The organism is Allofournierella sp. CML151 (assembly GCF_027853465.1).
GTDB lineage: Bacteria > Bacillota > Clostridia > Oscillospirales > Ruminococcaceae > Allofournierella.
On sequence record NZ_JAPNNW010000018.1, the window covers coordinates 1 to 22,112 of the forward strand.

17 protein-coding genes and 1 pseudogene are annotated in these 22,112 nt (G+C 47.7%); 3 read left to right on the top strand and 15 right to left on the bottom strand.

Features of this window, described 5'->3' with window-relative positions; all coding sequences use genetic code 11:
* Nucleotides 1-335 precede the first annotated feature (335 nt).
* Nucleotides 336-1,892 (top strand): ribonuclease Y, encoded by a 1,557-nt coding sequence (gene rny, locus PH256_RS11905; RefSeq protein WP_087185454.1) that lies wholly within the window; start codon nucleotides 336-338, stop codon nucleotides 1,890-1,892.
* Nucleotides 1,893-2,039: 147 nt separating this feature from the next.
* A pseudogene (locus PH256_RS11910) lies at nucleotides 2,040-2,315 on the top strand (MFS transporter); the annotation flags it as partial.
* Nucleotides 2,316-2,506: 191 nt separating this feature from the next.
* Here the strand turns inward: PH256_RS11910 and PH256_RS11915 are convergent.
* The 15 genes from PH256_RS11915 to PH256_RS11985 all read right to left on the bottom strand — a co-directional run bounded on the left by PH256_RS11915 (nucleotide 2,507) and on the right by PH256_RS11985 (nucleotide 20,982).
* Nucleotides 2,507-4,228, bottom strand: coding sequence for a hypothetical protein (locus tag PH256_RS11915; RefSeq protein WP_270914352.1), 1,722 nt, complete (start codon nucleotides 4,226-4,228; stop codon nucleotides 2,507-2,509).
* Nucleotides 4,209-4,622: a very short patch repair endonuclease gene (locus PH256_RS11920; RefSeq protein ID WP_270914353.1), complete on the bottom strand. Its 414-nt coding sequence runs from the start codon at nucleotides 4,620-4,622 to the stop codon at nucleotides 4,209-4,211. The genes PH256_RS11915 and PH256_RS11920 overlap by 20 nt, the downstream gene beginning before the upstream one ends.
* Entirely contained in the window at nucleotides 4,615-6,228 is a 1,614-nt protein-coding gene (locus PH256_RS11925) for a DNA cytosine methyltransferase (protein ID WP_333766409.1), read from the bottom strand. The genes PH256_RS11920 and PH256_RS11925 overlap by 8 nt, the downstream gene beginning before the upstream one ends.
* Before the next feature lie 20 nt (nucleotides 6,229-6,248).
* Nucleotides 6,249-8,018: an AIPR family protein gene (locus tag PH256_RS11930; protein ID WP_270914355.1), complete on the bottom strand. Its 1,770-nt coding sequence runs from the start codon at nucleotides 8,016-8,018 to the stop codon at nucleotides 6,249-6,251.
* A 2-nt stretch (nucleotides 8,019-8,020) separates the two neighbouring features.
* Nucleotides 8,021-9,028, bottom strand: coding sequence for a PD-(D/E)XK motif protein (locus PH256_RS11935; protein WP_270914356.1), 1,008 nt, complete (start codon nucleotides 9,026-9,028; stop codon nucleotides 8,021-8,023).
* Complete coding sequence (locus PH256_RS11940) at nucleotides 9,012-11,840, bottom strand: Z1 domain-containing protein (protein ID WP_270914357.1); 2,829 nt, start codon at nucleotides 11,838-11,840, stop codon at nucleotides 9,012-9,014. The genes PH256_RS11935 and PH256_RS11940 overlap by 17 nt, the downstream gene beginning before the upstream one ends.
* The gene (locus PH256_RS11945; RefSeq protein WP_270914358.1) at nucleotides 11,837-13,309 is read right to left on the bottom strand and encodes an ATP-binding protein; all 1,473 of its coding nucleotides are present in this window, start codon (nucleotides 13,307-13,309) and stop codon (nucleotides 11,837-11,839) included. Before PH256_RS11945 ends, PH256_RS11940 begins: the two co-directional genes overlap by 4 nt.
* 15 nt (nucleotides 13,310-13,324) lie before the next feature.
* Nucleotides 13,325-13,525: a DNA-binding protein gene (locus PH256_RS11950; RefSeq protein ID WP_270914392.1), complete on the bottom strand. Its 201-nt coding sequence runs from the start codon at nucleotides 13,523-13,525 to the stop codon at nucleotides 13,325-13,327.
* 328 nt (nucleotides 13,526-13,853) lie between these two features.
* Nucleotides 13,854-15,560 (bottom strand): MobQ family relaxase, encoded by a 1,707-nt coding sequence (mobQ, locus tag PH256_RS11955; protein WP_270914359.1) that lies wholly within the window; start codon nucleotides 15,558-15,560, stop codon nucleotides 13,854-13,856.
* A gap of 437 nt (nucleotides 15,561-15,997) precedes the next feature.
* On the bottom strand, nucleotides 15,998-16,204 hold the full coding sequence (locus PH256_RS11960; protein ID WP_204890080.1) for a DUF3847 domain-containing protein: 207 nt from the start codon (nucleotides 16,202-16,204) through the stop codon (nucleotides 15,998-16,000).
* A gap of 4 nt (nucleotides 16,205-16,208) precedes the next feature.
* Nucleotides 16,209-16,418 (bottom strand): LLM class flavin-dependent oxidoreductase, encoded by a 210-nt coding sequence (locus PH256_RS11965; RefSeq protein WP_442866663.1) that lies wholly within the window; start codon nucleotides 16,416-16,418, stop codon nucleotides 16,209-16,211.
* A 393-nt stretch (nucleotides 16,419-16,811) separates the two neighbouring features.
* Nucleotides 16,812-18,191 carry a DNA primase family protein gene (locus PH256_RS11970; RefSeq protein ID WP_270914361.1) on the bottom strand — a complete coding sequence of 460 codons (1,380 nt, stop codon included), beginning with the start codon at nucleotides 18,189-18,191 and terminating at the stop codon, nucleotides 16,812-16,814.
* Nucleotides 18,169-18,789: a CHC2 zinc finger domain-containing protein gene (locus PH256_RS11975; RefSeq protein WP_087181192.1), complete on the bottom strand. Its 621-nt coding sequence runs from the start codon at nucleotides 18,787-18,789 to the stop codon at nucleotides 18,169-18,171. The genes PH256_RS11970 and PH256_RS11975 overlap by 23 nt, the downstream gene beginning before the upstream one ends.
* 68 nt (nucleotides 18,790-18,857) lie before the next feature.
* Nucleotides 18,858-20,777 (bottom strand): recombinase family protein, encoded by a 1,920-nt coding sequence (locus PH256_RS11980; RefSeq protein ID WP_270914362.1) that lies wholly within the window; start codon nucleotides 20,775-20,777, stop codon nucleotides 18,858-18,860.
* Between the two features lies 1 nt (nucleotide 20,778).
* A complete protein-coding gene (locus PH256_RS11985; RefSeq protein ID WP_007885061.1) occupies nucleotides 20,779-20,982 on the bottom strand; it encodes a transposon-encoded TnpW family protein in 204 nt (67 codons plus the stop codon).
* 261 nt (nucleotides 20,983-21,243) lie between these two features.
* Between PH256_RS11985 and PH256_RS11990 the strand changes: the two genes are divergently transcribed.
* Complete coding sequence (locus tag PH256_RS11990) at nucleotides 21,244-22,095, top strand: sigma-70 family RNA polymerase sigma factor (protein WP_270914365.1); 852 nt, start codon at nucleotides 21,244-21,246, stop codon at nucleotides 22,093-22,095.
* Nucleotides 22,096-22,112: the final 17 nt, after the last annotated feature.

Below are 22,112 nucleotides of genomic sequence, written 5' to 3' on the forward strand. Positions count from 1 at the left end.
TACCTTCCCTTCGGGATTGTCAATATTTCTTGACAATTTGTGAACTCGTCATTAAAATAAATAGTAAGTATATTAGATGATCAGCCGCAGGGTCCGCCCTGCTTTTTGTGAAATATACGCAAGATTCTGTGAGTATTTCCAAACGAACACCGGCAGCATGCCCTGCTGCCTTGCAATAATTCAATCCAGCCCGCTTGCATGCTTCCCGCCGCACCGCCTGTGCGGCGGTATCGTTGTGCTGCGTGCCGTTCGTTCCAGGCCCCGCAACCAGCCGGTCTGCCCCTGCGCCATGGCGGTCATCTCAGATACCAGTTTTATTTGAGGAGTTGAAACCATTGCCGTCCATTATCGTATTGGTACTGGTGGCAGTCGTTGCAATCGCCGCCGGCGTGGCCGCAGGCTTTTTCCTGGGCCAGAGCTACCGGCGCAAAACCGCTGAAGCAAAGATCGGCAGCGCCGAAGAAGAAGCAATGCGGATTGTGAACGACGCCATCAAGACCGCAGAACAAAAACGCAAAGAGACCGTGATCGAGGCCAAGGACGAAGCCCTGCGCATGAAGACCGAGGCCGACAAGGAAATCAAGGAGCGCCGCAGCGAGCTGAGCCGCCAGGAGCGCCGCCTGGACCAGAAGGAGGAATCCCTGGACAAGAAGGTGGCCGCCCTGGAGCAGAAGGAAGAGGAGCAGCGCCGCCGCAGCGAGCTGGTGGAAGCCAAGCTGGACGAACTGGAACAGCTGAAGCTGCGCCAGATGGAAAAGCTGGAGACCATCGCCGGTCTGACCCAGGAGGATGCCAAGCACCTGCTGCTGAACCGCCTGGATCAGGAGCTGACCCACGAGAAGGCCATGCGCATCAGCGCCTACGAGTCCAACCTGAAGGATGAGTGCGACACCATGGCCCGCGAGATGATCGGCCAGGCCATCGCCCGCTGCGCCGCCGACCATTCCAGCGAGACCACCGTGAGTGTGGTTCCCCTGCCCAACGACGAGATGAAGGGCCGCATCATCGGCCGCGAGGGCCGCAACATCCGCGCCCTGGAGACCGCCACCGGTGTGGACCTGATCATCGACGATACCCCCGAGGCCATCACCCTGTCCAGCTTCGACCAGGCCCGCCGCGAGGTGGCCCGCATGACGCTGGAGCGCCTGATCGCCGACGGCCGCATCCATCCCGCCCGCATCGAGGAGACGGTGGAGAAGTGCCGCCGCGAGCTGGAGCTGTCCATGAAGCGTGAAGGCGAGCGCGCGGTGATGGAGGTGGGCATCCACGGCATCCATCCCGACATTGTGAAGCTGCTGGGCCGTTTGAAGTTCCGCACCAGCTTCGGCCAGAACGTGCTGAACCACTCTCTGGAGGTTTCCTATCTGTCCGGCCTGCTGGCTGGCGAGATGGGCGTGAACGTGACCCAGGCCCGCCGCGCCGGTCTGCTGCATGACATCGGCAAGGCCCTGGACCACGAGATCGAAGGCAGCCACATCCAGATCGGTGTGGAGATCGCCCGCAAGTACAAGGAGAACCCCGCCGTGATCCACGCCATCGAGGCGCACCACGGCGATGTGGAGCCTAAGACTCCGCTGGCCTTCATCGTGATGGCTGCCGACGCCATCAGCGCCGCCCGTCCCGGCGCCCGCCGCGAGAACCTGGAAAGCTACATCAAGCGGCTGGAGAATCTGGAAGAGATCAGCTGCAGCTTCGAGGGCGTGGAGAACGCCTTTGCCGTGCAGGCTGGCCGCGAGGTACGCATCATGGTAAAGCCGGATGCCATCAGCGACGACCAGCTGATCCTGCTGGCCCGTTCCATCACCAAGAAGATCGAGGAAGAGCTGGATTACCCCGGCCAGATCAAGGTGAACGTGATCCGCGAGAGCCGCGCGGTGGAATACGCCAAGTAAACTTTCAACCATACAACGAGCCCCCGGTGGAAAAATCTCCACCGGGGGCTTTGCTTTTGCACGGCCGGGTGCTATAATCGGCGTTGTGCTTGCACAAACATGACCGGAGCGGCACGGGCCCCTCCGGCAAAAAGAGGGGTGCGTTTTATGACTTCGCTGCTTCTGGCGGTGATCTATCTTTCCTTTATCAGTCTGGGGCTGCCGGATTCCCTGCTGGGTTCCGCCTGGCCCACCATCTACCAGCAATTCGAAGTGCCGGTTTCCTACGCGGGCATCCTTTCCGCCATCATCGCGGTGGGAACCATCGTGTCCAGCCTGCAGTGCGACCGGCTGATTCGCCGGTTCAGTGCCGGGGTGATCACGGCGGTGAGCGTGGCGGCCACCGCTCTGGCCCTGTTCGGCTTTTCCATCAGCAGCTCCTTCTGAGAGTGGATTTGTCAAGGGTAAATTCTGCGAAGTGTTCAAAACTAATAAATTGTTATCTTTCACTTTTCATAAATAATAAAGGGCTACCGATAGACACGGCAGCCCCCTCAGCCTGCAGAGAAACCCGGTTCATAGTGCAATCGTGGACTGGGTTTCTGGCGTATAATAGTCAGATAAGAATAATGTGATCAATACTCATCATCGGTACTTTCTACTATAATTTTATACGGACCAATACTGTACTCCTGCGATTTTTGCTTTACATTTGCATCAAACGGAGAACTTTTCTGAAGTATATTGTACAGATCTGCAATTGTAAAATCCTTCGGCAGAATCAATAGGCACTGAAGCAACTGAAACCATTGTGCCCATACAGTTTTTTCGCTTGTTAATTTTTCGCCTGAATAATTTCCATGGTTCCGTCCAAGAACAAAGAGAAAAATTTTAGATTTATCAATATTTTTTCTTTTGATACCATTTCCCAAATGTCCAGCAATTTCAGCCTCTGAAGTATGTTCAATCCATTGTTTAACGGATTGAACCCAGTACATTGTTTCCTTAGTATAATTCTGGGCTTTGCTATGCAATGAACGAATAGAATCTACAGTTTGGTTCTGCCACTTAAGTTGAAACAATGCAATCTCTCCGCTAATTTTATCTACCATTGCCGCATCGATATCCGTGACAACCTTACCACCGTGTTTAATGACAATATTATGATTGATGCAAGTAAAACTATTGCCTACTATTTCATATAGTTGCTTTCTAAATATCGTCTCTCTGGAATTAATATTCCGTGAAAAGTCGTTTAAAAACCTCTGCTGTAGCGAACTCAGCAAAAAAGAGAATGGATGAAATAGTGATCCAGCTACAGAGTGCAGATATTGATTCCTGGATATTTTAATTAAAGGTGCACAATTTACTTGTCCATAATTGTACAGTTCACTATTGTCCGAAGACAATGATATGCACGATAATATCGTGTAAGCGTCCTGCTCAGAACACTCCCGATTTTCCCGAATTAATCGAAGCGTTTCATCTTCCATTCTAATGTTATAGAAAAGATTTTCTGCAAGTAGTTCTGGATGGGATGATTGTAGAAGCTCAGTAAAACGGATATGTTTTGCTGCGTAACCAGATAAATCAATAATAGTATCTGTAAAGTTGCCGTAAGCAACTCTATTAAATTTACTTTGTTCCGGAAAGTAGTCCCATTCTGTGCTATGAATAGCATCATAATAGGCAACATCATTAAAATAACTTTCTATATTCATCGTTGAGTTGTAGCCAATAAATTCCTTCAGCCAGACAAAGCATAGCGGTCGCATCTCCTCCTTGATGATCGGCCACCGCTCTTGTAGTGCAGTAATGCGTTTATCATTCTGCATCAATGAAAACAATAAATTTTCGTAAAAATCCGCCCATCTTGAATCAAAATATTCAATCCAGCAGTTGTTCTGTAGACATTTGATTACGCAGATACCATTTTTAGAGCACACAGATACATATCCACATTTTTCCATATCAAGTATGTATTCGGTTTGCCCTACGATTCTACAGCTACACAGAAAAACTCGACATCGATATATATCATCTGAATCTGCACGAGCTAACGGTGTTGCCATAAGAGTTTCAAAATCTTTTGTCCATAGATATTTAATTAGCACCGGGTAGGCATATTTTAAGATATCAAAGAAGAATGTTGCACTCTCATCGCTCTTGGTCATTACATAATCGTAGTATGATTTATCAATCACCTTAATACAGTTGACAAAAAAAATTTGACGTTCAAGCAGAGACATTCCGCCAACTGTTTCTTCAATATACTCTATTCCATCATCATGCAACAACCTAATAATATTTTCCAGATTTCTCCCCCCTAATACGCTATCAAGAGATGATTTCGCCACAAAGTTTTGTTAAGCGTTTTTCCCGCACATTCTTTTTTAGTTCGCATTCCCAAATAATCAGTACCTTCCAACCCATGTCTATAAGCTTCTTGTGGTTCTGCTTATCCCGTTCAACGTTCCGATTTATTTTGGGTATCCAATATTCAGTGTTGGAAGAGGGCCAAACAAACCTCCCACAGTCATGTTTATGCCAAAAACAGCCATTTACAAAAATCACGGTATGATATTTAGGCAAAACAATATCAGGGCATCCCGGCAAGGTTCGAACATTTTTTCTATATCGAAAGCCTTTAGAAAACAGATACTTCCTGACAATCTCTTCTGGCTTTGAATTCGTGCTTCGAATATGTGACATATTTTTGCTGCGAACTTCTTTTGAGTGATTATCAGCCATTTTCTTGTTCTGCCTCACGAAGTTTTTTACCTAAAGTTGCCGCAAGCTGCTTAGCAATCGCCTTTGCCATAATTGGAGGTACGGCATTTCCTACCTGCTGGTATTGTTTATCTTTAGATCCGCAAAATACAAAGCTATCAGGGAATGTCTGCAACCGGGCTGCTTCTCGGATACTGATTGCCCGATCCAGGGTAGGATGAATCCACATAGACTTTCGAACATTAAGCACTGTTCCGCTTGGTTCATTATAGTTCAACCGCAAATAAATCGTATTTTGAGTCCTTTTCACATCGGTATAGGTATTGGTTTTGAGTGATTCTTCCAAACTATGGAAATTTTCTCCTTGATGCAGCGCTTTAAATCTTGCCATTGCTACATCAGTAGTTTTAGTAATGATATGGTTCTTCAGAATATCCGAATCTCTCAGTTGCTGTGCTACTGAACTCAACTGCTCCTTATGTTCCAGCGGAATTCCTTCCTCATCGTCTGCCAAATCATATACAGGCGGAACATCTTCCAAATCATAAATTGCATCGTGAACAGTTTTATAATGTCCATCTTTAATCTTTCTGGAAGGCAGAAACACCACAGCGGAAATACTTTTCTTAATCCCCATAACAACAAAGCGTTCTCTTTTCTGGGGCGCTCCAAAATCTGCGGCGCACAAAACACCGCTATTGATCACATATCCATCTTCTCCAGATGTAAGAATACTTTTTAGATAATCAAAAACCGCAAATGATCGAATATTTGCCAGGAGACCATCTTTTTCTGTACACTCATATGAATCCACATGGATATGGTTATCAAAGATTTCCTTTGCTTTACTTAGCATGCGTTGAATCATAATCGCAGGCTCAATTAAGGTGTGAATTCTATCCGCTTCAAGAATGCCATCAAAATAATCTATAATTGCCTGAAATGCTTCTCTGGATTTCTGCGCAATGTAATTGTCTGCATCGTCTTCAATATAGGCTTGAGCGATTTCGGTAAGCTTGCGCCGGTGTTTTTCCAAAGATTTTTTCATCTTATCAGCGTTTTTTTCACCTTTGAAGATGATATTCAGTTCTCGATAGTGATTTTCAGGCCAAAGTCTCTGCTGGAGCAATTCCAAGTTTTGAACTATCTCCAATGCGCCATCAAACACAAATTCTGAGCTCAGCAAATGCAACGGCGTGTTTTTATTCGGGATCTGATACTCTTCCACAATATCCAGATCTGTTTCCTCCATGTAAAACCGATGAACGTCAGATCGAAGCATACTAACATTTTCCATGACAAACGCCTTTGGCTGCAACTCTCTAATTGCTCGAATATACTGCTTTACCAGCATATTATTCTGGCTGATTGCATGGTTTTTCTGCCGATTTGCATTTGAAAACCCTTGGCAGGGAGGACCTCCAATGACAACGTCAATGGCTCCGTGTCTCCTCTGTATATCCGCATAATCTGCGCCGCATACATCTCCTTGCAGCTCGACAGTCGGATGGTTGCGATGATAAGTTGCCTGCATGTGCGGTTCCCGCTCGAAAGCAACCTTTATCTCATATTTTCCTGTCTGCACGAAACCCAAGCTCAATCCACCGGCCCCTGCAAACAGATCCACTACTGAATATGGCATTTTTCTCAATTCTCCCGCTTTTCCATTTTTGCTTCATAACGGCTCTGAAGCAGTTCCCAGCAATCTTCCTTTTTGCACCACTGTCCAATATTTACGCCAGGAACTGTAGGATTCTGAAAATGTTCCCATACAAAATAGGCCAATTCTTCTATGACCCTTGCCGTCTCCGCATTGATTGTCTGGTTATTCCAGATTTCCTGCGGGTTGATTAAACCTGAATGATATTTTCCAATTAGTGCCACGGTATAATAGTCTTGCTGAGCTTTAAAACCGCCAAATTTTAAATTCTTGATGATTTCATCACAGCTATTGAACAATATCACCTTAGAAATCATGTCAATGTAGCTCTGTTCAGATGGCTCAGGGAATTCACCCTTGGAGACCATATCCGAGAAATAGACAAAGCTGGTTTCCAGACCTTTGCTGACAATATACGGATAGCCCTGATAAGCCATCACACATTTGGCTGCTACAGTTTTAGAAATGCAGCGATTCTTCGGACAACGGCTCTTGAATTCCTTTTTAGCCGCTGCGGTTGGCTGCCGACTCAATTCAACTAAATACTGTCCTCTGGCTCTCTCATAGAACCAATAGTCTGTCGATTTTCCCCTTGCCACAGGGATCGGTGTTGCCCTGGATAGACGTTCCATCTTTACATGGTATGCATCATTGGCATTGAAGTCAGACATATTGATTTTATTTTGGCTATTTGCGTACTTAGAAATATTATGAATAATATCTTCGGCTTGGTCTTTTTTCTTGATAACAGACAGCTTAATCTGCACATTTACCTGATCCAGAGGAAGTTTTGACTTATAGGCATTGTAAATCGATGCTGTAGTTTGACCGCCATTAACAATCTGCCAGCCGGTGATTTCTGTAATGGTTACAACATCTCCGCTGCTATGACTTTCATCAATGTCAATACCATCCGCAACAGTTGAAATACCGTTGTTGTAGGCCATAAACATTTGAGGTTCGCTGGCTAACGATGCCTTAATTCCTTTGTTGACCTTACCTGTTGCCTGCAGAAAAGAACGGACATTCTTTTGGATTAGATCTTGACCCTCGGCTTCATAAATCCGTGCTAACAGCTCACCGGAAATGACACCAATATAGCAGTCATAGATTTCATTATCGCCTCTCACTTTAATTAGAGGCAAAGATGCACCATACTTTTTCTTCAGTTTTACAACAAGCTGGCGCTCCACTGCAGCACCACCAAGAACACTTTGATACAGTCGTTCAATATCCCAAACATCGAAGCGAATAGTGACCTTTCCATGACGAGTGTCTTCCGGAATATATCGAATCGTTTCATCATTGGTCAGCAAAATGATATTAACTGTTTCAATATCCTCTTTATGACCTTTGATAAACTCATACGCTTGGTAACCATCACTGGATTCTTCTAAGGCCTCAAACGAGTCAGTGCCGCAAGTTTTATAGAATTTCAAGGCTTTTTTCAAAAGCCTGTCAATTTCAGTTTTCTTCACCTTTTCCGGCTGCGGCTTAGCCTGATACTTGCTCACAAGCAGGGTAAGCGAATGGAAATACTCACTGAACGCATAGCCGTCCAGTTTCATATTCTCCCCATCCTTTTTGAAGTCCACCAACGTACAGTCCGAAACAAGAGTTTCTCCCGCTTCCGTTAGGTAGGACAGAAACAAGGCTTTGAAAGCCGTATTTGTAGAAATAGGGCCGTTCTCTTTCACATACCCAAGAACTTCATCTCGAAATTCTTCGTAAAATTCGAGAATTTTCTCGTTTACCACAATTAGGCCCCTCCTTTCAAAACTTCAAATACGGATTTTATATCTTGGGCATACGGCATACAAAGCATGATGCTGACTCGGTATGTAAGATCCGAAACGCCCAGCGGTACTGCTTCTTTCGTGATTTTCGGAAAATCGCCATTTACTGCAAAGCAATAAAGATCTCGCTGATAGTAGCCAATGGTATAACTATCTGCAGCTTCATCAAAATAGCCGTACTTCTTTAGTTTTTCATCAAACTTTTGCAGGCTCGATACATCTTCACTCAGCCTGCTGCGAATGGCTGCAATTCGTTCCGGCAGTTTTTCACCCCCGCTGTGACTTCTGCGAAGCGCATAGAAACGCAGGAATAATTTTCCCGGAATATCACCATTATCCAGCTGGTATTCACTGCTGATACTGGCAAAATAGGGAGCCTGCGCAGAGGTGGTCTTCACTTCAACTGCATGAGGGCCAAAGTAGAAATCATGGGTTTCATCTTCACTGCCAGCCCAATGTGAAACTGCTCCCACCCCTTGTGAATCCAAGCACTCACCCAAAAACAGCAACTCTCCATAAAGTCCCTGCTGACGCTCTTCAGACATCAGCAGCTCTTTATCAGCAGCAAAAAACTCCTTCCACTTTGTTAGAACTGTGATGATGACAGATAAGGACTCCTCGGTGTTTTCTGCTGCTTCCAACTGGCTTCTCAGGTCTTCAACAACAATTTCAAAAATGTCACTGGCGCTATTTGGCAGCTGAGAAAGACCAACAAAAGGCGTATCAATTCCATATGCTGGCAGTGTAGCTGTTTCAATTTCAACGCCTTTCCAGTGCGGAAATCTGCTCTTAGGAGCTTCTGAAGTCACAGATAAAAACGCTGAGCGCATTCTTGTGGCAATGTTGACTGCAAAGGCAATCATAATGCCATTGTCAAACTTCACCAGCCGCATCGCAAAGGGGGAAGTCTGACCTGTCCCTGAAAATATGTCGGACAATATTTCGTTGTAAATATCAGCCGTAAAACTCATTGCTGTCTTTCTCCAATGCAATATCATTCATCCGATAGGATTTGAGGTCACCCTTTCCCTTTCGATCAGGGAATACCGCAGCAAATCCAAAGGGAGGCTTGTGGTCCCCACGTTCATCAGTCAGCCTTCCTGCTTGCCCAATAGGGTACAGAATCAAAAATCCATTTGTGAATGGTCTTGTTTCTCTGCGAATAATTTCATTAATTTTTGTCTTAGAAGGATCATTTTTATATTTTTCTTTCAGCTCCAGAACCCGCTTATATGTATCGTTATCATAATCCATATACTCATGATCTGCAGATGTCATAGTATGGATAGAGGCGGTTGTTGCGGAGAAATCCACACCTGTACCCTCTCTTCTGAGAATACCTCCTCCTACTCCCTGCAAATCAGCAATATCGAATTTTTCTCCATTATCCATATTTATCAGACAAACGGTCCACGATTTAACTCCACCAATTCCATCCGCATTCATGGTACGGATATAATCTGCCATATATTTGCTGTTTGCTCTGGTCGCAGTTTTAGATGTTTCATAACTTTCAAAAAAGTTGGCAATATCATGGGCAGATACATTTTGATAGAAGAAATGCTCACCGGGAGCTTTTCTTCCAAGTATCTGCTGATATTGCTCCGCTGTTATACGGCAGCCCTTAATCGCATACAGAAGGTCTTCGACAGCTTCAAAGTTTCTGTCATACTGCTCACCATCAATGTCAAAAACACGAGTTTGACTCAGCTTGCCGCTGAAATCCCGCTTAAACTCCTGACCCGTTCTCATCTTATTCCGACTGGTAATTTCCAACGTCGGATGAGATGCTACCCGCAGGCCAAAGTCCTTTGGAGTCTGAACTACGCTATTCATAAAGTCAAATTGCGCTGCAAGATCTTCGGTAGCCATAGAAATGTGGGAAAAGCTTGCATAGAGAGTGGGCGTAGTAAACAACCTGCAGGCATCCAGGTATCCCGGACGGAAGCCGAACCATCGTCCCATCTGCATAAGGGTATCGTATGTATTAGAGCTGCGGGTAAAATAGCTCACTGTCAGTCCTTCCAGTGTCAAGCCTCTGGAGAGTTTGTCGCCGCCAATGACAATGACATTGAATGGTTTTCCTTCATGGTTTTTGTAAAGAAGAACATCATCGCTCTTACCATTGACACTATATACACTGATTTCCTTGTCAGCGATCAGGCGTTTAGCTTCAGACCAGATGCAGTCCCAGCTAACATTATCACACCCAGACATATATTTGCTGAACTGCGCCCTCATTTTGCTGGTTGTAGGAACATAGTCTTCTTCCCAAATCGACTTAAGCTCACTTTCAATGATGGGATCACCATAGCGAATATGGTTCTCAATCTCTTCTTTAAAATATTTCAGAACCTTTTGTTTAACCTTATTTTGCTGGCCAACGAAGCGGACAATATGGATTAGCATCGTATTTGGTTTGTTCCTTTGTCCTCTGCAGTTCCTAAGTGCAGTAGACAAAAGGAAGTATTTCACAGCCAGTTTAAGCTCCTTGGGAAGTTCTCCGACTGGATCGGTAGATTTTGTACCTCTGCCAAGATACGTTGCCCCGTCCACAATTTTCCGGTAAAGCGGCATCGCAGGAATATCTTCGTTACTCCCTAATCCAAAGAATTCCCTTGCGCCAATATACTGATCTGCTCTTGGAGACCTGTATATAAAATCTCTGGGGAAAAGGTCTGTTCCGTATTTTTCATCGTCGATGTGGGGAGGAATAAAAATATTCGCAAAAGGTGTAGCAGTATAGCCGATATAGGAACGGCATTCAAATACACCAAGCAGCTCTCGAATCAATCCATTGATAGTTGTAGGATTATAATCATCCAAAACATTTCCTTGATCGTCATAGCTTTCTTTCGTGTTGATAGAAGCCTGATCCGCCTCATCATCAATAATGAGTGCAGGATATTTTGCTGGGATTTTCTTCTTTCCGCCTATAATTTCTGCACAATGATTTTTACGGAAGAACCGCAGGATTTTGCGCAGAACCGAGGCATTCTTTTTTGTAACAATCATGAACGGCGGCATCATAGATACGCCTTCCGTCTTTTTATTGACATCACCTTTTTCGTCTCGTGTCGTAATCGACTGGACAACAGTTTCGACCTGGTTGTGAGGACCTACTCCAACACCGATCACATTGCGCTCTCGGGTCATATCTCCGATACTTTCCAGACTTGTTTCGTATCCCAGAACTTCTTCATCGATACGGGACTGAGTCTGGCTGCGAAGGCTGTTATGGATGCCGGACAGCACAATCACAATACGATATCCTGCATCGTAGGCCTTATTGATCATCCCGATGTAATGTGCCGTTTTACCAGATTGAACATATCCGAACACCATGCCCATTCGTTCACCAGCTACACCCTTACGAGGATTGGTCAAAGCATTCATAATCTCATCCGTAGATGAATTAATATCTTCTACTGCTGTAATGCTCCAAGAGGGCTTCCTCAGCAGATAGTCATAGTAACGGCTCCAATATTCCGGTTTAAATTTCGGATCTTGTTTAAGCTCATCCCACCAAGTCTTATCTTCCAGATTTGGGTCACACACGCCAATAGAAGGCTCTGTGTAAGCGGTCACTTCACTGAACAGGAATTTTTTAAAACATTCCATATCAGAAATCATATTTAAACCGCCAAATTTTGCTGCTGTTTTCTCGACTGCTGCCGCAATAGTTATATGTTCTTCTTTTACAAGCTTCTCGCAAAACCCATATCCGCTCTTATACAAACCGACTTCAATATCACTCAATTCTTTCGGCGTATTAATCATCATGCTTCCTCCACCAGTCTGATAATCTCCTCTCGGAGATGTCTATAATTAGCCATGTCCAACAGCGTAGACTGCGTTTCTTCTTTGGTAAATCCCTGCGACAAGAAGACCATAATCATATCTTTCAATTCTTTGATTTGTACCTGATATTCCAAAGAGGTCTTATCAGACTCTCCACCAACTTTTCCTTTCTGCAGAGAATCTGTTACTCCGGACTGCATAAACGGTGCGAAATTCTCAACCAGAGCGAGATATGCTGATAAAGTTGATTTACCCTGGTCGTCCAACTGCTTCTTGATATTATTCAGCAGAGAATGTTTTCTGTTAATATGAAACGAATATCGACCATTCTTTTTTCGCTGCTCCCATACATAATCCAGGTTGGGAGTACTGACATTAGACTTCGAGTAACTGCCACGTGAATTGTATACACGAGCTGAAGTTTCAGTACAAAGATCAATCTCTCTTTCAACTGATTCCCTGACATAACTGGGCAGAGAAGCTGTTGACTTCTTAATATCAATTTTCCAGTCCTCATCACTGGCTGATGTAATATCAATCTTAATGCGGGCCAAATTGTATGCGGGTTCTTTCTTTATGTAGTCAAACCATGTTCCGCAGATAATCAGGCGTCTGTTTCTGTAAACATAAATACCCTGGTGATAATTCCATCCTTTGGGTCCGCCTGCTGCCTGATAATCATCATCGGTTGCAAATTTCGTTTTATGTGGCAGAACGTAAGGCTGAATCGTCACCTCTGCACAGCCATTATCTGAGAAAATTGATTCTTCCGGCAGTTCCTGAGTTGCACTATTTTCTAAAATAAATGGATTCCATGCTTTAATTGGAGTGCCATTTAATTCCAGAATGAGATTATCTTCTTCAATAAATCGATGGAATGTAAGTGCCAAATGTTTTTCCGTTTTGCTTGCAATCCTATAAAATTTATTCTGGGCTTTTTTTTCGTCGTCGATATCAATCACTCGATCAAGGTTTTCAATAATTACAATCGTACCCTGCTCACCCATCTGAGATGAAAATTCAGAAATTTCGCTTTCGTCTCGGATAATCAAGTTCCAGCCAATCTCCGGAATCTGGTCCAGATCCCAAGATGCATTGCTTACAGCAAAATTCGACTTTGTTACAACTGTTAGCTTTTTCCCCAGAGAAAATGCTGCTGTCTTCATACCCATACCAAATCGTCCCAAATCATCTTTGGCTCGGATTTTGCTGGGATCAGAAGACCCTATACGCATATTCTCAATTAGGTCCTTTTCACTCATACCAAAACCATCATCAGCAATGACAATTCGTTTCTTTTCCCAGTCAAATTGGATGTTGATTTTATGGGCCTGAGCTGAAATACAGTTGTCCACAATATCCGCAATCGCAGTTTCCTCGTTATACCCTACAGAACGCAGGGAGGCCAGCAGCAATCGTGCTTCTGGAATGGATTCAATTTTATCCGCCACACTATACCTCCTCTGTCAATTGGGCCATGTACCGCTTTTTATATACTTTCCAGACTTCACTCTTGCATCTTTGGGTTTTTCAGCATCCGCAGGAATTACCCATGAATATCCTATTTTAACAGCACCGGGAATACGATTTTCAACACAAAGTACCTGTATCCGACGAACAGAAATTCCCCATTTCTCGGAAATCTGTCGAATTGAACAATACTCCATCATAAGGCCTCCTAAATATGCTCTGGATCTCCCGTAAAAGCTGTTACTTTGACAAAAATATACAAAATATATTATATACCAAACTACGAATAAAATCAATTTAACGTATTGAAATATTATTGTTTTAGCGCCATTTCTCTGAAAGCTTAAATTCTCCCTATGCTTCCCAAAAGCTGAGCTGTCAGAACCTTTTATTCTTCATATACCCATCTCTTTTTTGAAAATTCGAATAAAGCAGACCGCTGATCTTTCATATAAAGGTGAAGATCAACGGTCTGTTTTTTCTGGTATTCCAATCTAAAGTCTGCCAATACGTACAGAAGCAAAATTATCGTTCCTGCTCAGGGTGTTTGTATTTCTCCTTTTGTTCACTGCCATGTTCCTGCTGCTTTTTCTGTGACGATTTCTGCTCATAAGCACGACATTTATCTTCGTCGTGAAGCAGAGCTGACACATCCCGTTTGCTGTTAAACATCATCACAGAATCATATTTTTCACCATAAGCGGCTTGGACATGGTCAACCGCAGCGGCCATTATATCTGCTCTCAAAATCATTCTCTGTGCATACAGTTCTGCTGCATCAAAGTCTGCACCCCGTACTTTAAGATTAGTGTACTCGTTAAGGGCTGCCTCCAGCTGGGCAGAATACTTTTTTTCCTGCTGTTCCAACTTGGAAAGACTGGCTTCTGCGTCAGCAATGTCCTTTTTGATAGCAGCAATTCCACTATCATCCGCATAGTCCAGCTGATTAAGCAATACAGCCTTTTCGGATTTCAGTTCCTCAATATCTTCGGTCAGCTTTGCAATTTTAGCAGATAGCTCCTTATGCTTTGAGGCATTCCAGAAAGAAATTTCTTTCTTCTCTGTCAGCATGGTTTTTCGTTCCTTTGCGGCAGTTTTGATTTTCTGCACTAACGCCAGATACTCCGCAAAGGTAGGCTTTGCAGCATCCAGATATTGACTCAGTTTGTACTTACCCCGGCTGATATGACGGAGCTGATACCGAAATACGATCATATTGGCACGCAATGTTTCCATAGCTTCCGCAATAGCAGGCAAACTGTTTTTGACAGCCTGTGCCATCTTCTTCATCTGCGCTTTTAACTCCCGCAACAGGGCATTGTCCGCCTTGATCTGACGGTTCAGCTCACAGCGATCAGAGACGATCCCCTTTTTCTCCAGTGCTCTTGCGATTACACCTTCATGAATGGTGGGCTGCTCCTCAAGCCCTCGTTCTGCATGGCTGCGATGATCGATACGTTCTTCCTGTCCGGCACGTTCCAAATGAAGATTGGTTACATCTGCCCATGCCTTACGCCAAAAGACGAGTTGCTCTTCGCTGTTCCAACGCTCAGAGATTGGATTTTGTCTGCCGTATTTGGTGCTTTTGGGGTACTTGGATACCCGTTCATAGCCCTGCGCCTGCGCTGCGGACGGGGTCATATACACCTTCTTTTTGCCCACCTTGTACTGATACTGCTTCTCCCAGCCATCGCCCTGTGCCTGTTTGAACTCAGCGGCGGTGAAGCCCCGTTCCTCGCTGTCTTTGACGCAGAGATATTCTTTCTCGGTCTTGTACTGCCATTTCCCCTTTTCATCCAGTGGGCGCACCGTCAGCAGGATATGGGCATGGGGATTGTGTCCGGGGGGATATGGGTCGTGGATGGCAGCATCAGCGCACATTCCGTCTGCTACAAACTGCTCCTTGATGAAATCTTGCAGGAGCTGGATTTGTTCCTCTCGGCTCAGTTCTATGGGCAGCGCCGCCACAAATTCACGGGCAAGGCGACTGTCCTTTGCGGTTTCGGTTTCCTCCACAGCGTTCCACAGGATTTCTCGATCCTGCCACTCTGCGGGGGCGGTGGCTGGCAGAAAAACCTGCCGCCACCCAAGGCCTTGTTTGCGGGTATAGTCATGCTGCACTCCGTCGTACTCATTGAGCAACCGAGAACAGCTCAGATAGGCCGCAGCAGCCACAGCGGAGCGTCCGGCTCCACGGCTGACCATCTTGGCCTCCAAATGATAAATCGCCACTATCTACCATCCTTTCTGAAGGGCTACTGCGAAACGCAGCAGCCCTTCTTCTGTACTTGATCGCAACAGGTACGTCGTAAAATACGACGCACCACCAGCAGGGGCGGAACGATTTGTTCCACCCCTGTATCTGTGTCAAGCTGCCGGTGGCAGGTTGACACAGGCAGGCGGCGGGATGGGGTGGCTATATACCACCCCATGAACAGGGGCTTCCAAAACGGAAACCCCTGCGCCGACTGCATGGACAAGGCTGTCAGTTTGGCAGAAATGCAGCCTTGTCCAGCGGCTCCCGCAGGAGCCGCAATCTCCCTCGGAGAGCGCACGTGCCCGACCAACGGGAGGGCTACCACCGCCTGCTTTAGCAGGTGGTGAGTAAATGCGCCCTTCGGGATAGAAAAGAGGAAGGCCCCGGTTTCCCGGAGACCTCCCAGCCGTTTTCAATCGTGCGCTGCCAGCTTTCGCCGCAGGTATTCTTCCAGATTATCAAGCCCTACCGCCTGTACTTCCGGCAGCACTTTTTCCAGTACAGCGCCCTCCTGAATGAGCCGCCTTGTCCGGGCTTTTCGTTCCTTCACCCGATCCCGTGCCTGGGCTTCCTCCAAGCGGTGCTTTGCCTGCAACAGTTTCTTTTCTTCACTTGTCATAGATTTACCTCCGTTTCTGCCAGATCAGGTCGTAGCCCAGCACATCGGCCAGCTCCACAACCTCCTTGTAGCGGATGGATTCCCGCTGGAGCTTGGCGGACAGGTTGGAAACACTGTCCGACCAGCCGTATTCCTCATGGAGCCGGTTAACTACCTCCTGCATGGTATATCCGGCCCGGACGATCTGTGCCTTGATTTCGTTGCGTACCGTCATCATCAAAAATCCTCCTAAATTTACTTGATAAAAAAGCGAAGCTGGCACGCCCTCTGGCATAACCGCTTCGCTGTGTGGCGAAAAATCTCCTTGTCACCAAATCCGTTCAGAATTGCCAGTGTGATGTCCTGTCCATAGGTCGCACTTTCTGACTTTTCCGTTTCGTGTGATTTGGCTTGAAACCGTGCATTTCCCCATAATTCCATGCACCCGGTTCACCGGGGCGAAAAGCGCGATTTCGCAAAATGATTTCTGCCAATCGTCAACTACTTTCCGATTCTCGCTTGCCTTGATTTTGCATGGGGATTTGACCAGTGATTCTGACTGCCATAGCCGCCGAATTGCTATAAAAGGGAGAACAAGGGTCAATCAAAGCGTACGTACGTACACGGTTCAGCGCCGCCATTCTTCCGGCACATCTTCCGGTACGTACGTACGCATCGAATCACCGGAAAACACTGATATATTATTTTTCACTAATACCTCAATTCCCAGAAATCCACGCACCCGCCGTCCGGCGGCATTGGTCACATTGTTGCAGTATTCCAGATTGTAGCGGCTCTGGCAGGCAATCAGGGCTTCGCTGAAGCTGCGGGGTTTCAGGGCGGGCAGATTGTTTTCGGTGCAGTAAATCTGGTATGCCTCATACAGCTCTTTGGAGCTGGCAGATAGATCGACTTTCAGGCGAACATATCCGTCAGAATCCAGAAAATCATAGACATTGTTATTGTCCCGTTTGACTGCCTCCCGGTTTTCTCTGGTACGGTCACTTTCGGTAAACTTGAAGTTGTTGGATGCCAGTCGCTGCAATCCCTCAAAGGCCCACAGCAGAATGCCCTCCACCTCAGCTTTCATCTTCTCGGCCAGGTCGGGATCGTCCACACGGCCAGCCGGTTTTTCTTTCGTGGTCAGCACCAGTTGGCGACGGTAAAATCCGTCGCTCCTGTCAAACAGCGCCTGCAAATCCCCGTTGGAGAAGGCCAGCAGCCGGGCGCACATCCATCCCTGATAGCTCTGCTTGCCCTTGCGCTCCAAATCCATCTTGCCCTGGGCGGTGACAATGGATTTCACATAGTTGGTCTGGCGCAGGGCTTCCATCCGCATATCGTCGTCCACGCACAGGAGGATATGTTCCAGGTCAGCACGGGCAAAACGGTTCTCGGATATTTTCCCGATGCCGCCATCCTTCATGTTGGAGCCGAACAAAGTTCCCAGAACAGCGCCGATCTGCGACTTGCCCTCGCCGCCGCTACCCTTAATGACCATCATCCGTTGTCCCTTGTTGCTGGGAATCAGGCAGTAGCCGATATATTCCTGCAAGGTGGGGATGTCCTCCGGGTAGAGCAGGCCATCCAGAAATTGCAGCCAGAGAACAGGCTTTGGGGCGTTGGGGTTGTAGGCCACGGGGAAACGGTTGCGGACGATTTTCGGCTTTCCCTCCGCAAAGGTTCCGTCCAGAAAAAGTGTGCCATTGGAAAGATGAATCCGATCCGGCTCCGGGGGAAAATCCTCCGCCAGCGCCGCCAGCTTCATCAGCTCCACGATGTTGCTGATTTTGCGGGGAATGTTGCTGACCGCACAGCATTTCAGCTCCTCAAAAATCTCTCCCCGCAGGGGCAGTTCGTCTGTCACACGGCCTTCGGGCGTGAAAAAAGCCCCGTTTGTGAAGATGATCTTGTGCGTCTGCAAGAACTCCTCACAAAACAGGGCTTCGTTGATGCTTTTTCCATCAAACCAGACGGGCATCCCGTCAAGCTGCGCTTTGTTTTTCATGGGCATCGTCCTCCTTTTTCAGCCTGTCCAGCCGTTCCTCCAAACCGGCAATCAGGCCATCCTTGTTCAGCATTTCCACGATTTTTACCCGCTGTTCCAGTTCGGCGGCAATGAGCAAATCCGCCAGATACTCCACATAGTCCAGCATCTGGCAGGCTTCCACAAACCGGTCATCCAGAACATCTTCCAGTGTCTTGGGTGCGTACTGCACCTTCCAGCTTTCCAGAAGATGCAGATAATCACACAGCACCCGCAGACAGCGCACTTCTTCCTGCCGGTATGCTGTCAGCAGGGGACGCTCCGGTTTGGGCAGGACCGCTGCCGCAGGGGGCTTGTCCGGGTCAATCCCAAAATCCTGTGCCAGCTTCTGCGCTGCCTCGTAGCTGCTCAGGTCAAATAACCTCGCCACAAGGTCGATCACATCGCCGGTGGCTCCGCAGCCGAAGCAGTAAAAATACCGTTCGTTCAGCTTCATGCTGGGGTGCCGGTCCTCATGGAACGGACAGCTGCACATCCCGTTTCGGTTGACTTGCAGCCCATAGTGTTCCGCCGCATCCGGCACACAAATATTCTGTTTTACCAGTTCAAAGAGTGTCATAAAAAATCCCTCCGTTTCAGGGCATAAAAAAAGCGGCCTGCCCGGTTTATTTGGGCAGGCCACAGTCCTTATGCAGTTTGTGGTGTTTCCGTTTCTTTGGCTTTCCGCTTTTCCTGCCGGTAGAACTTCTCCCGGCAGGCGGGTTTGCAGAATTTAGCGTTGGGGCGGACAGACTGGAACGGCGCTCCGCAGCACTGGCACACCAGCTGATACGGTTCGCCCGGAACGATCAGCCCCTCGGCAATCTTCTGTTTGCGTTCCTTCTGGCGCAGGTATTTTTCATGGTCACGGATACGCTTCTGACGGCGCTTTTCCTCCGCAGCCAGTTCTTCCTCGGTGGGTTCGGGCATGGGCACTTCGAATTTCCCGATGAAATTCAGATAAATCTCAATTTCCTGCACCCGTTCCCCGGTGCTTCGGTCCGGGGCATGGACCAGAATTTTCTCCACAAATTCATGGAGCATGGGTGCGGTCAGCTCGGTGAAATCCGTATATTTCTGTGCCAGCGCCAGAAAGTGGCTGGCACGGTCCGTGTCCTCATGGAATTGGTCCAGCTGTGCCTGCTCGGAGGCAAGCAGTTGTTCCAGCTCGGCCTGTTCCTTCTCATATTCGGCACACAGCAGCTCGAACCGTTTTTCTTCCAGTTTGCCCATGGCATAGGTTTCATACAGCTTTTTAATCAGCACATCCAGCTCGGCGCTGCGCCTGCGCTCCTTGGCGACCTTGCGTTTCAGCTCCTTTGCCGCTTCCTGCTGGCGAACCTGTGAAATGCTGCGAACTTTCTGAATAAATTCCTCCTTGTTCTGGATGGCATAGCTGGCGGTAGTGCGGATGGTTTCCAGAATCAGGGCATTCAAAGCCTTAGTGCTGACCGTGTGAGAAGAACACATCTGCGTTTCTCGCTCAAAGGTCAGGGTGTAGGTGGAGCAGCTGTAAAAATCCACGGAATATTCCCGCCCGTTCTTTTTGCGCTTGCCCCGGTGGTTATACATCTTGGCTCCGCAGTCGGCGCAGAACACAAGGCCGGTCAGGGGATTGGCGACGCCGGTGGTGTCCGTCCGGCGCACCGTCCGCTTCACCTGCTGGGCGAGCTGCCAGGTTTCCGGGTCAACAATGGCCTCGTGGGTGTTCTCAAAAATCAGCCAGTCGGACGGATCATTTTTTACCCGCTTATCTCGGTAGGACTTTTTAGAGGAACGGAAATTGACGGTGTGCCCCATATACTCCGGCTTGGTCAGCATGGAGCTGACCGTAAAGCCGTACCAGTCATAGGGGCGGCTGGTGTCCACGGTGTTTTTCCGGCTGCCTCTGCCGTTGCGAGCCAGATAATAGGCGGGGCACTCCACCTTTTCCTGTGTGAGTATCTTGGAAATCTCATAGGGGCCATGCCCCTCCACCGCAAGCAGGAAGATTCTCCGCACCACAGCGGCGGCTTCCTCGTCCACCAGCCAGTGGTCCTTGTCCTCCGGGTCTTTTTTGTAGCCATAGATGGCATTGTTGGTGGTGGGCTTGCCTGCCTTGCCTTTGACACGGTATGCTGCCGAAACCTTTTTGGACTGGTCACGCAGATACCATTCGTTCATGATATTGAGAAAGGGGGCAAACTCGCCGCTGTCCTGTTCCTCGCTGTCAATGTTATTGGCAACAGCGACAAAATGAACCCCATTCTGCCGGAACATTACCTCGGTGTAAAAGCCGGTTTGCAGATAGTTTCTGCCGATCCGACTTAGGTCCTTACACAGCAGGTGGGCCACCTTTCCCGCCTCGATGTCCGCCACAAGGCGCTTCCATGCGGGACGGTCAAAGTTGCCGCCGGACCACCCATCGTCTGTGTAGTGGACGATATTGGTGTAGCCCCGCTGTGCTGCATAGCTTTCAAGATAACGTTTCTGGTTCAGAATGGAGTTCGAGTCGCCCGTGAGGTCATCGTCACGGGACAGGCGCTCATAGAGCGCAGTGATTTTTTCTTCCGTCTGTCTGTTTGCCATATCAGGCGCTCCTTTCAGACGGACGGCTCATTTGTGGCAGTTCCATTATACCACATTCCGGCTGGTTTGCCAGCCCGTCATTGCGGATCAGCCGCAGAATTTTATCTTCCATCGTTTCCTCGGCGGTTTCGCTGAGGTAGACACGAACTTTATAGGTGGTGTTGCCAATGTGCCGGGTCAGAAACACGGCGTTTTTATCTGCCATAGAACCTCTCTTTCTTGCGCTTTCGGCGCATCCGGTGTATACTGTTGTTATGGTTCCGTTGTTTGTAACCTGCGATTGTGTTACTTCTTTTTTATGTCAAGCCTGAACATGGCGAAAGCCCCCTTTCTCCTGTGTGAACGAGCAAATGTAATCTAAGCAACTTGTTTTCAGATTACTCTTTCACTAATAGGAGAAATCCGGGGTGCAAAACGGAACCATTTTTGAAAAATCGCAAAATATTTTTTGAAAAGAGGTGGGGTCATGGCGTATCTGTCTGATGACGAGCTTCTGGATACCGAGGGTGGCTTCACCGGATGGGACGATGGGACAGGCACTGGTGCGGCGGAGGAAACGCTGGAACAGGCGCTTGCGGAAGAACGTCTGGCCGAGCTGGAAAATGAGCTGGAGCAGGACGAGCATCCCATTTACTATGAAGCGGAGCTGGAGGACGAGGAAGAAGAAGCCGCCCCGGTCAGCGATAAGCGGCTGAAACGGGAGATGCGAGCCGAGGCCATACGGCGGCTGGAGGAAGCCGCCCGCACGGAGAAGGATTTCCGGGTCGTGGTGGAGGAATGGAACAAGCTGGACCGGAACCGGGAGCGCCGGGAACGGGACCACGAAAACCTCCGTGGTGATGTGCCGCTGGAATATCAGGCAGTGCCGGAACCCAAACTTATTCCCCGCTGGATGAACAATCCCGCATACCGGCAGCTGATGGCCGGAAACTTTCTGGACATCCTGTTTGACTGCCCCTATGAGATGCACAATCTGACCGCTGACACCTTTATATCCCGAATGGTGGAGGAATTAAGCGAGGAACATAAGGAAGTTCTGTATTTCCTCTCTTTGAGGCTGTACAGCACCACCCGTCTTGCCGCTGTCCGTGGGCAGTCTGACCGCAACATCCGCAAGCTGCGGAAAACTATCCACAAAAAATTGCAGCGCCAGATGTATGACCATCTGTGCGGTAAGCAGGAGCATGGCGGCAGCCTGACCTTGCGGGAACGCCAGTTTTTGGAGGAATACTCGAAAATCGCAAGAAAACAGGGCAAGGACGCCGTGATCCGGCGGGAGAATAAGACCAAGCGCAGAAAAAAGAAAAACCGCCCCTGATAATTGGGACGATTAAG

Coding starts and splice junctions, on each gene's coding strand:
- PH256_RS11920 (WP_270914353.1), bottom strand. CDS start 4,622: ATGGCTGATAATCACTCAAAAGAAGTTCGCAGCAAAAATATGTCACAT.
- PH256_RS11950 (WP_270914392.1), bottom strand. CDS start 13,525: ATGGAGTATTGTTCAATTCGACAGATTTCCGAGAAATGGGGAATTTCT.
- PH256_RS11940 (WP_270914357.1), bottom strand. CDS start 11,840: ATGATGATTAATACGCCGAAAGAATTGAGTGATATTGAAGTCGGTTTG.
- PH256_RS11980 (WP_270914362.1), bottom strand. CDS start 20,777: ATGGCAAACAGACAGACGGAAGAAAAAATCACTGCGCTCTATGAGCGC.
- PH256_RS11970 (WP_270914361.1), bottom strand. CDS start 18,191: ATGAAAAACAAAGCGCAGCTTGACGGGATGCCCGTCTGGTTTGATGGA.
- PH256_RS11985 (WP_007885061.1), bottom strand. CDS start 20,982: ATGGCAGATAAAAACGCCGTGTTTCTGACCCGGCACATTGGCAACACC.
- PH256_RS11935 (WP_270914356.1), bottom strand. CDS start 9,028: ATGAGTTTTACGGCTGATATTTACAACGAAATATTGTCCGACATATTT.
- PH256_RS11960 (WP_204890080.1), bottom strand. CDS start 16,204: ATGACAAGTGAAGAAAAGAAACTGTTGCAGGCAAAGCACCGCTTGGAG.
- PH256_RS11975 (WP_087181192.1), bottom strand. CDS start 18,789: ATGACACTCTTTGAACTGGTAAAACAGAATATTTGTGTGCCGGATGCG.
- PH256_RS11965 (WP_442866663.1), bottom strand. CDS start 16,418: ATGACGGTACGCAACGAAATCAAGGCACAGATCGTCCGGGCCGGATAT.
- PH256_RS11990 (WP_270914365.1), top strand. CDS start 21,244: ATGGCGTATCTGTCTGATGACGAGCTTCTGGATACCGAGGGTGGCTTC.